At 67.3% G+C, this 13,363-nt stretch carries 8 protein-coding genes; 3 read left to right on the top strand and 5 right to left on the bottom strand.

The annotated features are described in order from the left end of the window. Nucleotides 1–90 precede the first annotated feature (90 nt). The 5 genes from IAE24_RS07190 to IAE24_RS07210 form a co-directional block, all read right to left on the bottom strand. The gene (locus IAE24_RS07190; RefSeq protein WP_200016360.1) at nt 91–2,484 is read right to left on the bottom strand and encodes a DUF1631 family protein; all 2,394 of its coding nucleotides are present in this window, start codon (nt 2,482–2,484) and stop codon (nt 91–93) included. Between the two features lie 39 nt (nt 2,485–2,523). Next, nucleotides 2,524–3,474, bottom strand: coding sequence for a protein translocase subunit SecF (secF, locus tag IAE24_RS07195; protein WP_012202769.1), 951 nt, complete (start codon nt 3,472–3,474; stop codon nt 2,524–2,526). 13 nt (nt 3,475–3,487) lie between these two features. Next, nucleotides 3,488–5,410: a protein translocase subunit SecD gene (gene secD / locus IAE24_RS07200; protein WP_043825337.1), complete on the bottom strand. Its 1,923-nt coding sequence runs from the start codon at nt 5,408–5,410 to the stop codon at nt 3,488–3,490. A gap of 91 nt (nt 5,411–5,501) precedes the next feature. After that, nucleotides 5,502–5,837 (bottom strand): preprotein translocase subunit YajC, encoded by a 336-nt coding sequence (gene yajC / locus IAE24_RS07205; protein WP_012202771.1) that lies wholly within the window; start codon nt 5,835–5,837, stop codon nt 5,502–5,504. A 331-nt stretch (nt 5,838–6,168) separates the two neighbouring features. Continuing rightward, a complete protein-coding gene (locus tag IAE24_RS07210; RefSeq protein ID WP_199962369.1) occupies nt 6,169–9,750 on the bottom strand; it encodes an indolepyruvate ferredoxin oxidoreductase family protein in 3,582 nt (1,193 codons plus the stop codon). 188 nt (nt 9,751–9,938) lie between these two features. Between IAE24_RS07210 and IAE24_RS07215 the strand changes: the two genes are divergently transcribed. The 3 genes from IAE24_RS07215 to IAE24_RS07225 all read left to right on the top strand — a co-directional run bounded on the left by IAE24_RS07215 (nt 9,939) and on the right by IAE24_RS07225 (nt 13,362). Further along, complete coding sequence (locus tag IAE24_RS07215) at nt 9,939–10,442, top strand: Lrp/AsnC family transcriptional regulator (protein ID WP_012202773.1); 504 nt, start codon at nt 9,939–9,941, stop codon at nt 10,440–10,442. A 161-nt stretch (nt 10,443–10,603) separates the two neighbouring features. Next, on the top strand, nt 10,604–12,364 hold the full coding sequence (locus IAE24_RS07220) for an MFS transporter (RefSeq protein ID WP_199962370.1): 1,761 nt from the start codon (nt 10,604–10,606) through the stop codon (nt 12,362–12,364). A gap of 17 nt (nt 12,365–12,381) precedes the next feature. Next, nucleotides 12,382–13,362, top strand: coding sequence for a tripartite tricarboxylate transporter substrate binding protein (locus tag IAE24_RS07225; RefSeq protein WP_043822529.1), 981 nt, complete (start codon nt 12,382–12,384; stop codon nt 13,360–13,362). The last annotated feature ends 1 nt before the right edge of the window (nt 13,363 follow it).

The raw sequence follows: 13,363 nt of genomic DNA on the forward strand, positions 1-13,363 counted from the left end.
CAAGAGCCGCCTCGCGGTGGGGGCGCCTAGCCGATGGCATCGTCCCCCTCCCCCGCGAAGCGGGTAGAGAGGGGGAAGGCGCGTAGCGCCTCAGGGGGAGCTTAGCCTTTCAGGGTTCGCCTGAATCTTCTCCAGCGCATCGCGCGTCGCGCGCACGGTGAGCGCCTCTTCGTCATGCACGGACAGCAGGCCGGACTGCAGGTAGGAGGCCATGCGCCGCAGCTGCAGCAGGTGGCAGGTGCCATCGAGCGCGGCGAACAGGTGCAGCTGCTTGCGGCGGCTGCGCCAGGTGTATTGCACCTGGATGCGCGCGCCGTTGTGGTCCAGCGTGAACCAGCGGCCCGGCTCCAGCGAGGTGGCCCACTCCAGCATCACCGGGTCCACGGGGGTGTTGGTGCTCGGGATGACGTTGAGCCCGGCCGTGTCCACGCCCAGGATCATCTCGATGTTCTCGGGCGACAGCGGCATGTCCTCGTCGAGCATGCCGTCTTCGCTGATGTACTGCTCCAGATGGGACAACCGCTGGGCCATGGCCTCGATACGGGCCGGTGCGATGGTCGCTGTCTTGGAGACGAAGGCTTCGGCCAGCGTGTCGGTGACCAGCTTGATGCGTGCGGACTGCACCTCGCCCGTGACGCCGATCAGGGCCAGCCCTTCGCGCAGCGTCTGCAGCAGCGTCGGCAACGTCTGGATCACGCGCGAGCGTTCCTGGCGCGTGGGCTTGGCGCTGGCGGCCCAGACCAGTTCGCTGGCGGCCTGCTTGAAGCGCATGGTGCGCGCGTCCTTGGCGCCGTGGCGCACGGCGGCCAGGGCCAGCACCTCGGTCCAGGTCTTGAACAGGAACTCGCGGATCTCCTCGCGCACCGGCATGTCGGTGAGCAGGTGGCGCAGCTCGATCGTGTACTGGATGGCCAAGGTTTCCTTTTGCTCCACCTGCTGGGCCACGCTGACGATCTTGGCCTTGTCCTGCGACTGGGTCAGGTAGCGCGCCAGGAAGTCCTCGAACTCGCGCAGCACCAGCACGAAGACCTTCTGGCCGGTCTCCGGGTACTGCTCGATGACCTGGACGATGCGCCGGATCTCCGACTCCAGCGCGCTGCCGCTGATGCTGGAGGCGTCGAACCCCATCACGCACGAACCCAGGCGGTCGATCAGCAGCCGGGCCGGGTGGCGCAGATTGCTGAAGAATTCCGGCTCGGCCAGGGCCACGCGCAGCACGGGCACCTGCAGCCGGGCAAACCAGACGCGCACCGAGGGCGGGATGCGGTCCTCGGTCAGGATGGCCTGGAACATCAGGGCCACGATCTCGATGGTGGCCTTTTCACCCGAGGTGGTGGCCTTGCGCTTGAGCTCGGCCGAGCGCTCGCGCACCTGGCCCACCAACTGGCCGATGGCGGCCGGGCTGGCATCGATTTGCAGCGTGGTCAGTCCCCGGGCCAGCATCTGCTGGTACTGCGTCTGGGCCACGACGCGCTGCTCCAGCAGGGCCTGGGTCAGCGCGGCCGATGCGGGGGCCTGCTGCAGGCCACCGCCCACGCCGCCCACGCCGGGCACCAGGCCCGGCACGCCCACGCCCGGCTGCATGAGCAGGCGGCGCAGTTGGCCCACGACTTCATGGGCGCGGTGGCGTGCGCGCGAAAGTGTTGTCAGGCCCACGGGCATCTGTCCCTGGGGCAGTGCTCCGTTGGGCGGATAGGAGGCGGCAGCGCCCGGCACGCCACCCATCTGCGTGGGCGCATAGGCCGAGGAAGGCTGCGAGGTCGAGGCAGGCGCCGTGGCCGGGCCCAGGCCCATGGCGCGCGTGGAGTGGCCGCCCTCGGTGCGCCGCACCCGCATGGCCACGTCCTGCGAACGGGTGACGCCCTGGCCGTCCAGCAGCTGGTGGGCCGCCTGGTATCCGGCCACCAGCAGCGGTGCCAGGGCTGTCTGCAGCAGATCGATCACGCGCTGCAGATCGCCGCGCTGCAGGCCGCTGGCGAGCCATTGCTCGACCAGATGGCGGCACACGGACTCGCTGCGCAGAATGTCGTCGGATGGCAGTTCCTGGTTTTCGATGGCCTGCATGCGCAGGCGCAGCGTATCGAAGACGGGTGCCGTGGTTTCCCCCATGGCCAGCGCCATGCGGGAGGCCAGGATCTTGTTCTCCACCACATCGTCGCTGAGCAGTTCGAACTGCAGCGCCCCGCGCTGTGGCACGGAGGCCGGTGTGGCCCTGCCCGGCTGCAGTGCGCCCTGCAGCGCCTGCATGCAGGCATTCAGCCAGGCCGCCTGATGCTGGCGGTAGCTGGACCAGGCCTCGCGACGCTCCTGCATTTCACGTGCGGTGCCCACAGCCTGGGCCTGTTGTTCCATCTGGGCCAGCAGCTGCTGGGCCACGCCGGGCAGGCCCTTGCACAGTCCACGCACCCAATGCAAACGCGCCTGCTGGCCCAGTGAAGACTGGGTGCCAGCAGGCGCGTTGGAAGGGGTGGGCAGGGAGGGCATGCCCGCGAGTGTAAGCCGGTCTGGAGCTAGAACATTCGCTTACACAGTGGCGCCGGCGTTGGGATCGTTGGGGTCCGTGGAAGCCTTGGGCGCCTTGATCAGATCCTCGCGTTTGACGCCCAGCCACATGGCGATGGCGGCGGCCACGAAGACCGAGGAATAGATGCCGAAAAGGATGCCGATGGTCAGAGCCAGCGCGAAGTAATGCAGGCTGGGACCGCCGAAGAAGAACATGGACAGCACCATGGCCTCGGTGGAGGCGTGGGTGATGATGGTGCGGCTCATCGTGCTGGTGATGGCGTGGTCGATCACCTCAGTGGTGCTGAGCTTGCGGAACTTGCGGAAGGCTTCGCGGATACGGTCGAAGATCACGACCGACTCGTTGACCGAGTAGCCCAGCACGGCCAGCACGCCGGCCAGCACGGACAGCGAGAACTCCCACTGGAAGAACGCGAAGAAGCCCAGGATGATGACCACGTCGTGCAGGTTGGCGATCACGGCGGCCACGCCGAACTTCCACTCGAAGCGCATGGCCAGGTAGATCACGATGCCCAGCACCACGAAGCCCAGTGCCATCAGGCCGTTGTGCATGAGCTCGTCACCCACCTGCGGGCCCACGAACTCGGTGCGGCGCAGCGTGACTTCGGCGTCTTCCTTCTTGAGCGCCGTGAGCACCTGCTCGCTTTGCTGCGCGGAGGACACGTCCTTTTGCACGGGCAGGCGGATCATCACGTCGCGCGACGTGCCGAAGTTCTGCACCGTGACGTCGCTGTAGCCCAGCTTGGAGACGGTATCGCGCACCTTGGCGATGTCGGCGGTCTGGGTATAGGCCACCTCCATCACGGTGCCGCCCGTGAACTCCACGGACAGGTGCAGGCCGCGCGTGAGCAGGAAGAACACGGCCAGCGCGAAGGTGATGAAGGAGATCGCGTTGAGGACCAACGCGTACTTCATGAAGGGGATGTCTTTGCGGATGCGGAAGAACTCCATGGTCTTCCCCCTTTCAGTTGTTGGCGCCGGAATCGGCGACGCTGGAACCCTTGGCAGCCACGGAGCGCAGCTGGCTGGTGTCTTCCGGCTTCCAGACCTGGCCGATGGAGATGCTCTTGAGCTTCTTGCGGCGGCCGTACCAGAGGTTGACCAGGCCGCGCGAGAAGAACACGGCCGAGAACATGCTGGTCAGGATGCCGATGCAGTGCACCACGGCGAAGCCGCGCACCGGGCCGGAGCCGAAGGCCAGCAGCGCCAGGCCCGCGATCAGCGTGGTCACGTTCGAGTCCAGGATGGTGTGCCATGCGTTCTCGTAGCCCGCATGGATGGCGGCCTGCGGCGAGACGCCGCCGCGCAGTTCCTCGCGGATGCGCTCGTTGATCAGCACGTTGGAGTCGATGGCCACGCCCAGCGCCAGCGCCATGGCGGCGATGCCGGGCAGGGTCAGCGTGGCCTGCAGCATGGACAGGATGGCCAGCAGCAGCAGCACGTTGACCGACAGGGCCACCGTGGAGATCACGCCGAACAGCATGTAGTACACGCACATGAAGGCCGCGATGGCCACCAGGCCCCAGACCACGGAGTGGATGCCGCGGTTGATGTTGTCGGCGCCCAGGCTGGGGCCGATGGTGTATTCCTCGATGATCTCCATGGGCGCGGCCAGCGAGCCGGCGCGCAGCAGCAGGGCCGTGTCGTTGGCTTCCGCCGTGGTCATGCGGCCCGAGATCTGCACGCGTCCGCCACCGATCTCGGTGCGGATCACGGGAGCCGTCACGACCTCGCCCTTGCCCTTTTCGAACAGGATGATGGCCATGCGCTTGCCCACGTTCTCACGCGTGATGTCCTTGAAGATGCGCGCGCCCTTGGCATCGAGCACCAGGTTGACCGTGGGTTCCTGGGTCTGGCTGTCGAAGCCGGGCTGTGCGTCGGTGAGGTTCTCGCCGGTCAGCACGACCTGCTTTTGCACGATCACGGCCTGGGCGTTGCGGTCCAGGTAGCGCTCGGAGCCGAAGGGCACGGGGCCCGAGCCCAGCTCGGCGCCGCGCGCCTCGGAGGATTCGTCGACCAGGCGCACTTCCAGCGTGGCCGTGCGACCCAGGATGTCCTTGGCCTTGGCCGTGTCCTGCACGCCGGGCAACTGGACGATGATGCGGTCCAGACCCTGCTGCTGGATCACGGGCTCGGCCACGCCCAGCTCGTTGATACGGTTGTGCAGGGTGACGATGTTCTGCTTGAGCGCCTGTTCCTGCACCTTGCGCAGGGCTTCGGGCTTGATGGAGGCCAGCAGCTTGAAGCCGGCGCCATCAGGCTCGGAGGTGGCTGCCAGATCGGGGAACTGGTCGGTGACCAGATTGCGTGCGGCCGTGAGCATGGCCTCGTCGCGCACGCGGATCTCGACGGTGTTGCCGTTGCGCGAGACGCCGCCGTGGCGGATGTTCTTGTCGCGCAGCGAGGTGCGCAGGTCGCCGGCAAAGGAGTCGGCCTTCTTGGTCAGGGCCGCAGCCATGTCCACCTGCAGCATGAAGTGCACGCCACCGCGAAGGTCCAGGCCCAGGTACATGGGCTTGGCGCCGACGGCCGTGAGCCATTGCGGCGAGCGCGACACCAGGTTCAGCGCCACGATGTAGGCCGGGTCGTTGGCATCGGGGATCAGGGCCTTCTGGATCACGTCCTTGGCCTTGAGCTGCTCGTCGGGCGTGTTGAAGCGCGCCCGCACCGAGGTGCCCTCGATGGTCAGCACATCGGGCTTGACATCGGCAGCCTTCAGGGCCTCCTCGACCCTGTGCAGCACCGCGTTGTCCACCTTGATGGTGGCCTTGGCCGAGGAGACCTGCACGGCAGGCGCCTCACCGAAAAAATTGGGCAGGGTGTAGAGCACCCCCACCAGCAGCGCGATCACGATGATCGCGTACTTCCAGACCGGATATCGGTTCATGATCGCGCTCTTCGCTCTTTGTAGACAGCAACGCACAAAAGGGTGTGCTGCCGCCTGCGCGGTCCGCACACCCGCAAGACAGGGACAGCGCTTACTTCAGCGTGTCCTTGGGCAGCACCTGTACGACGGCGCTGCGCTGGATCTGGACTTCCACACCCGAGGCGATCTCGATGTGCAGGAATTGCTCGGACATGCGTGTCACGCGGCCGATGATGCCGCCGGACGTTGCCACTTCGTCGCCCTTGGCCAGCGCCTCGATCATGGAGCGGTGCTCCTTCTGGCGCTTCATCTGGGGGCGGATCATCACGAAGTACAGCACCACGAACATCAGTGCCAGCGGTGCCATGCCGTACAGCTGCGACATGAAGTCGCCACCGGAGGCTGCTGCTGCGGGTGCGGTCTGGGCAAAAGCGGAAGAAATAAACACGGGCAAGACTCCAGGATTGGAAGGTCGAAAAAGGGTCGCTGCGCACGCCGTATGCACGGGCCCGCGCAGGAGAACGGAGCATTGTATGCGTCAGCCCTGACCCACATGGGCTGCCAGGATCTGGCGGCTGCGGGTTTTTCGGCGACGATGGCTGCAACTGGCTGCCATCTGCCGTTTTTAAAGGGGTGGAGCGCGGTTTTTCGTGATTTTTGCGCCCGGCTTGACGGTCCATGGAACGGACCCTGACGGAGCCGCGCCGCCCACACCTTGCGGTGCGGGCGGCGGCAGCGATCTTACAGGAGGCCCCTGGAGCGGGGCGGTCCGTGTGGTTTCAGGCGACGCCGACGGCGGGCTTGCCCGTGCTGCCGGCACCCCGTGAAGGCGCGCTCCAGCGTGCCATCAGCGCCTTCCACTTGATGCGGGCCGCTGCCAGGTTGCGCTCCTTCACATGGCCGTAGCCGCGGATGTCCTCGGGAATGCTGGCGATCTCCACGGCCAGCGCCAGGCGCTCGGGCGTGAGTTCGGCCAGCAGGCCTTCGATGCACTGGCGGTATTCCTGGATCAGGGCGCGCTCGGTGCGGCGCTCCTGCGTGCGGCCGAAGGGGTCCAGCGCCGTGCCGCGCAGGCCCTTCATCTTCGCCAGCACTTCCATGGCCTTGCGCATCCAGGGACCGTAGGACTTCTTGACCAGATGGCCGTGCTCGTCCTTGCCGGCCGACGATGGCGGCGCCAGGTGGTGGACCACGCGGTAGTCGCCCTCGAACATGCCGGCGATGCGCTGGCTGAAGGCCGCATCGGTGTGCAGGCGCGCGACCTCGTACTCATCCTTGTAGGCCATGAGTTTGAACAGATATCGAGCCACGGCCTCCGACAGGCGCGTGCCGGAGCCCGCCACGCCGCGCTCGACGGCATGGACCCTGTCCACGAAGGCCTGGTACTCGGCTGCATAGGCGGCGTTCTGGTAGCCCGTGAGGAAGTCCACACGCTTGGCCACCATCTCGGTCAGCGAGGGCTTCTTGACGAACTGGATCACCTGGGCCGTCTGGAACAGGGCGCGCACGGCGGCCAGGTCATGGGCGCAGCGGCGGCCCCACTCGAAGGCGGCCTTGTTGTTGTCGGCCTGCACGCCGTTGAGTTCGATGGCGCGCATCAGCGCGGCGTGCGACAGCGGCACGCGGCCCTTTTGCCAGGCGTAGCCCAGGATCAGCGGGTTGGTGTAGATGCTGTCGCCCAGCAGCTGCACGGCCACCTGCTCGGCGTCGAAGCTGCCCAGCAGCTCGGGGCCTACGGCCTGGGCCAGGGCGCTGGCGCAGCGGTCGTCCGGCGCCTGCCAGTCAGGGTTGGTGACGAAGGCTGCCGTGGGCGAGCCGTGGCTGTTGAGCGCCACGAAGGTGCGACCCGGCTGCATCACGGACATGGTGGTCGGCGTGGCCGTGACGATGGGGTCGCAGCCGATCACCAGGTCGGCCTTGGCCATGTCCACCTTGGTGGTGTAGATGGCCTCGGGACGGTTGGCGATCTGGATGTGGCTCCAGGTGGAGCCGCCCTTTTGCGCCAGGCCGGCCGCGTCCTGGGTGATCACGCCCTTGCCCTCCAGGTGGGCCGCCATGCCCAGCAGCGAGCCGATGGTGATCACGCCCGTGCCGCCGACACCGGCCACGACGATGCCCCAGGCCTGCTCGGCCACGGGCAGCACGGGCTCCGGGATGGCGGGCAGCATGGACAGGTCGCCCTTCTTCTCCTTCTTGGGCTTCTTGAGCTGGCCGCCTTCGATGGTGACGAAGCTGGGGCAAAAGCCCTTCACGCAGGAGTAGTCCTTGTTGCAGGTGTTCTGGTTGATGCGGCGCTTGCGGCCGAACTCGGTCTCCACCGGCTCGACCGACAGGCAGTTGGACTGCACCGAGCAGTCGCCGCAGCCTTCGCAGACCAATTCGTTGATGACCACGGTCTTGTCGGGCGTGGCCAGCGTGCCGCGTTTGCGGCGGCGGCGCTTTTCGGTGGCGCAGGTCTGGTCGTAGATGATGGCCGTGCAGCCCTTGAGGGTGCGGAACTCGCGCTGGATGCGGTCCAGCTCGTCGCGGTGGTGCACGGTCACGCCCTCGGCCAGCGGCACGCCGTCGTACTTGGCGGGCTCGTCGGTGACGATGACCAGTTTGGCCACGCCCTCGGACTTGAGGCTGTTCATGATCTGCAGCACCGAGTGGCCCTCGGGCCGCTCGCCCACGCGCTGGCCGCCCGTCATGGCCACGGCGTCGTTGTACAGCAGCTTGTAGGTGATGTTCACGCCGGCCGCGATGCTCTGGCGTATCGCCAGCAGGCCGCTGTGGAAGTAGGTGCCGTCGCCCAGGTTGGCGAAGACATGGGCGTCCTTGGTGAAGGGCGCCTGGCCCACCCAGGTCACGCCCTCGCCACCCATCTGCGTGAAGGTGCTGGTGGAGCGGTCCATCCACACCGTCATGTAGTGGCAGCCGATGCCGGCCACGGCGCGGCTGCCCTCGGGCACGCGGGTGCTGGTGTTGTGCGGGCAGCCGCTGCAAAACCATGGCACGCGGTCGCCCGTGGGCTGGCTCTGGGCGGCCTTGAGCGCTGCCTCGCGGGCGTCCAGCACGGCAATGCGCTCGTGCATGCGCTGGGCGATGTGTTCGGGCACGCCGATCTTGGTCAGGCGCTGGACGATGGCGCGCGCGATGAGGGCCGGCGTCAGGTCCGCATTGGGGCGCAGCAGCCAGTCCTGGCTGGGATTGGGCACCGACCATTCGCCGCCGTGCTCATCGCTGAACTTGCCGACCACGTTGGGCCGCACGTCGGAGCGCCAGTTGTACAGCTCTTCCTTGATCTGGTATTCGATGACCTGGCGCTTTTCCTCCACCACCAGGATTTCCTGCAGGCCGCGCGCGAAGTCGCGCGTGATGGTGGCCTCCAGCGGCCAGACCACGTTGACCTTGTGCACGCGTATGCCCAGCTGGCGGCAGGTGTCGTCGTCCAGGCCCAGGTCGGCCAGGGCCTGGCGCATGTCGTTGTAGGCCTTTCCGCTGGCGATCAGGCCGAAGCGGTCGTTGGGGCCGTCGATCACGTTGTGGTTGAGCCGGTTGGCGCGCACATAGGCCAGGGCGGCATACCACTTGTAATTCATCAGCCGCTGTTCCTGCTCCAGCGGCGCATCGGGCCAGCGGATGTGCAGGCCGCCGGGCGGCATCTGGAAGTCCTCGGGCAGGATGATGTTCACGCGGTCCGGCTCCACCGACACGCTGGCCGAGGACTCCACCACCTCCTGGATGGTCTTCATGCCCGACCACAGGCCCGAGAAGCGGCTCATGGCAAAGGCGTGCAGCCCCATGTCCAGGATGTCCTGCACATTGCTGGGAAAGAACACCGGCGTGCCGCAGGCCTTGAAGATGTGGTCGCTCTGGTGGGCGGCCGTGCTGCTCTTGCTGATGTGGTCGTCGCCGGCCAGCGCGATCACGCCGCCGTGCCGGGCCGTGCCCGCCATGTTGGCGTGCTTGAACACGTCGGAGCAGCGGTCCACGCCCGGGCCCTTGCCGTACCACAGGCCGAAGACGCCGTCGAACTTCTTGGTCTCGGGATAGAGATCCAGCTGCTGCGTGCCCCAGACGGCCGTGGCGCCCAGCTCTTCATTGACGCCGGGCTGGAAGACGATGTTGTTGGATTCGAGGTGCTTTTTCGCGGCCCATAGCGCCTGGTCATAGCCGCCCAGCGGGGAGCCCCGGTAGCCGCTGATGAAGCCTGCGGTGTTCAGGCCCGCTGCAGCGTCGCGCTGGCGCTGCAGCATGGGCAGGCGCACAAGGGCCTGTACTCCGCTCATGAATGCACGGCCGTGCTGCAGAGCGTATTTGTCGTCGAGAGTGACCGTCTCCAGGGCGCGGCGCACGTCTTCGGGCAGTGGGGCATTCATGGCTTGTCTCCATCGATGGTCGGCGCCCTGTCATGTCCTGCCCGGAACGGGAAAGAGGCATGCACGGCACTCGTTGTCTGAACCAAATCGCCTTTTTTCAGTGTATTCGTGCTCGTCTGATAGGTCTTTGCTTTCTTTGCGCTGTTTCAAGTATTCTTGGCAAGAATCTTTCTTGAAAACGGTGTTTTGTGCAAACTTTGGACAAATTCGACATTGCCATCCTCGGCCACCTGCAGGCCGATGCGCGCCTGACCAATGCCGAGCTGGCCCAGCGCGTGGGCCTGTCGGCCGCGCCCTGCTGGCGCCGTGTGCGGGCGCTGGAGGAGGCGGGCTTCATCCGCGGATACCACGCCGACATCGACCGCCACAAGATCGGCCTGGGCGTGCTGGCCTTCGTGCGGCTCGATGCCGTGCGCACGGCCGGCACGCTGACGCTGGAGATGGAGGACGCCATCCGCAAGCTGCCCGAGGTCGTGACCTGCCACTACATCAGCGGCACCGGCACCTTCGAGCTGCAGGTGGTGGCGCGCGACCTGGACAGCTTTGCGCAGTTCGCGCGCAACACGCTGCTGAACCTGCCCAATGTGAAGGACATGCAGACCAGTTTCTCGCTGGGCGAGATCAAGTCCAGCCATGCGCTGCCCCTGTCCCAGCTGGGGCCCATGGCGGGCAAGGGCCTGCCGGACCAGTAGCCGCAGGCCGGCGGACTGGCCTGTGAAGGTCGCGCCGAAGCGACAGTGTGCTCCTGCAAAAGGAGCAAAAAACGCCTGCCGCGCAAGGCGGTGATCGTGGTTCTTAGTGCAACAACCATTTCTGGCGCCACCCCCGCGTTTGGGCCGAGAATCAGGGGCACATGGCCGCAGAACAAACAACACCAGTCCCCGCCCAGCCGCCTGCCTCTGAATCCGAGCCTTCCACCCAGCCTCCGGCCGAGCCTTCGGGCATGGGGGCGCCGGGCACCCTGATCGAAGACCCGTCAGGCATGACGGCCGCCGACAAGGCGGCTGCCGAGGCCGAAGGCCAGAAGGCGGCCCAGGCCCAGCAGGGCGTCTGGGCGCCGCTGTCGGGCCCCACCTTCCGCATGCTCTGGCTGATCTGGATGGCGGCCAATACCTGCATGTGGATGAACGATGTGGCGGCGGCCTGGCTCATGACCTCGCTGACCACCTCGCCCGTGCTCGTGGCCCTGGTGCAATCGGCCTCCACGCTGCCCGTCTTCCTGCTGGGCCTGCCCAGCGGCGCGCTGGCCGACATCCTGGACCGGCGCCGCTACTTCATCGTCACCCAGTTCTGGGTGGCGGCCGTGGCCCTGGTGCTGTGCCTGTTCGTGCTGTCCGGCCAGATGACGGCGCACTGGCTGCTGGTGCTGACCTTTGCCAACGGCATCGGCCTGGCCATGCGCTGGCCCGTGTTCTCGGCGCTGATCCCCGAACTCGTGCCCAAGCACCACCTGCCTTCGGCCATGGCGCTGAACGCGGTGGCCATGAATGCATCGCGCATCATCGGCCCGCTGGTGGCCGGCGCCATCATCGCCAGCCTGGGCAGCGCATGGGTGTTCGTGCTGAACGCCGTGCTGTCCATCCTCTCGGGCATCGTGCTGATCCGCTGGAAGCGCCGCCATGTGGCCAACCCGCTGGGCCGCGAGCGCCTGCCCTCGGCCATGCGCGTGGGCCTGCAGTTCGTGCGCGAGTCGCCCCGCATGCATGCGGTGCTGGCGCGCACGGTGTGCTTCTTCCTGCAGTGCACGGCCGTGATGGCCTTGCTGCCCCTGGTGGCCCAGCGCCTGCACGGCCCCACCGAGGGCGGGGGCGGCGCCGAGACCTTCACGCTGCTGCTCGCCTCCATGGGTGCGGGCGCCATCGTGGGCGCCATGTTCCTGCCGCGCCTGCGCCAGGCCATGTCCAAGGAAAGTCTGATCCGGGCGGGCTCTGCCGTGCATGCGCTGGCCACGCTGGCCGTGGCCCTGTCGCCCAATGTCTACATGGCCGTGCCGGCCATGATGCTGGCCGGCATGGCGCTGATCTCCACCGCCAACGTGCTGGGCGTCTCGGCCCAGATGGCCTTGCCCAACTGGGTGCGGGCGCGCGGCATGTCCATCTACCAGATGTCCATCATGGGCGGTACGGCGACAGGCGCCGCGCTCTGGGGACAGGTGGCCAGCATGGTGGGCGTGCGGGGCAGCCTCATGGTGGCCGCCGCCAGCGGCGTGGTCTGCATGCTGCTGGTCCAGCGCCTGGTGCGCGACCGCCAGATCGAGGAGGATTTGAGTCCCTCCAAGGCCTTCCAGCGCCCCGAGGTCAACATCCCCGAAGCCGGCCGCGTGGTCGTCACCATCGAGTACCAGATCGACCCCACCCAGGCCGAGGCCTTCCGCGCCCTCATGCAGGAAAGCCGCCGCAGCCGCATGCGCCAGGGCGCGCTGGGCTGGAGCCTGCTGCACAGCATGAGCCACCCGGAGCGCTACGTGGAGCAGATCATCGACGAATCCTGGACCGAGCACCTGCGCCGCTTCGACCGCGTCACCGCCGCCGACGTGGCCCTGCGCGACCGCAAGCTGGCCTATCACAAGGGCAAGGAACCGCCGCGCGTCACGAGGTACTTCGATACCCTCTGAGCCGCTGCGCTGACTCCATGACCCTCGCATCCCGCCGCCAATTCATCCACTCGCTGGCCGCCCTGGCCGCAACGCCGGCCCTGCCCGCCATGGCGCAGGCACCGGCCGGCGCCTGGCCCCAGCGCCCCATTGAACTCATCGTGCCCTTTGCCGCTGGCGGCGGCACCGACGTGCTGGCACGCGCGCTGGCCGAGGTGGCGCGCAAGCACCTGCCGCAGGACCTGATCGTGCTCAACCGCGCGGGCGCCAGCGGCGCCGTGGGCTGGACCGAACTGGCCAATGCCCGGCCGGACGGCTACAAGATCGGCATCATCACCGTCGAGCTGACCATGATCCCGCACATGGGGCTGACCAAGATCAGCTCCGACGCCCTGCTGCCCGTGGCCCGCCTGAATGCCGACCCCGCCACCATCGCCGTGCGTGCCGACTCGCCCTATCGCAGCATCGAGGAACTGATCGCTGCCGCGCGCAAGGACGAGGCCGCCGTGCGCATCGGCAATGCCGGCCCGGGCTCGCTGGGCCACCTGGCCGCCGCCGCGCTGCAGGACAAGGCGGGCGTGAAGTTCAACCACGCGCCCTACCGCGGCGCCAACCCTGCCGTGCTCGACCTGCTGGGCGGCCACATCGAGGCCGTGGCCGTCACGCCCGTGGAGGTGGCCACCTATGTGGCGGCCGGCAAGATCCGCCCGCTGGCCATCATGGCCGAGCAGCGCATACAGGCCGGCTGGGAAGCCGTGCCCACGCTCAAGGAGCGCGGCATCGACCTGCTCATCGGCGGCTGGCGCGGCCTGGCCGTGCCCCGCAACACGCCCGACGCCGTAGTCCAGACCCTGCGCAAGGCCATGGCCCTGACCCTCAAGGACCCCGTCCTGCGCGAAACCATGGCCAAGCAGAACATGGGCGAGGGCTACCTGGACCAGCCCGAATTCAAGGCCGTGATCGACCGCGACAACGCGGTGTTCAAGCAATTGGTGGACAAGCTGGGGATCAAGGCCTGAG

The organism is Delftia sp. S65, assembly GCF_016516495.1.
GTDB lineage: Bacteria > Pseudomonadota > Gammaproteobacteria > Burkholderiales > Burkholderiaceae_C > Comamonas > Comamonas acidovorans.

Excerpts from the sequence above, each read along its gene's own strand:
- IAE24_RS07190 (WP_200016360.1), bottom strand. The coding sequence starts at position 2,484 with ATGCCCTCCCTGCCCACCCCTTCCAACGCGCCTGCTGGCACCCAGTCT.
- secF (WP_012202769.1), bottom strand. The coding sequence starts at position 3,474 with ATGGAGTTCTTCCGCATCCGCAAAGACATCCCCTTCATGAAGTACGCG.
- secD (WP_043825337.1), bottom strand. The coding sequence starts at position 5,410 with ATGAACCGATATCCGGTCTGGAAGTACGCGATCATCGTGATCGCGCTG.
- IAE24_RS07210 (WP_199962369.1), bottom strand. The coding sequence starts at position 9,750 with ATGAATGCCCCACTGCCCGAAGACGTGCGCCGCGCCCTGGAGACGGTC.
- IAE24_RS07220 (WP_199962370.1), top strand. The coding sequence starts at position 10,604 with ATGGCCGCAGAACAAACAACACCAGTCCCCGCCCAGCCGCCTGCCTCT.
- IAE24_RS07225 (WP_043822529.1), top strand. The coding sequence starts at position 12,382 with ATGACCCTCGCATCCCGCCGCCAATTCATCCACTCGCTGGCCGCCCTG.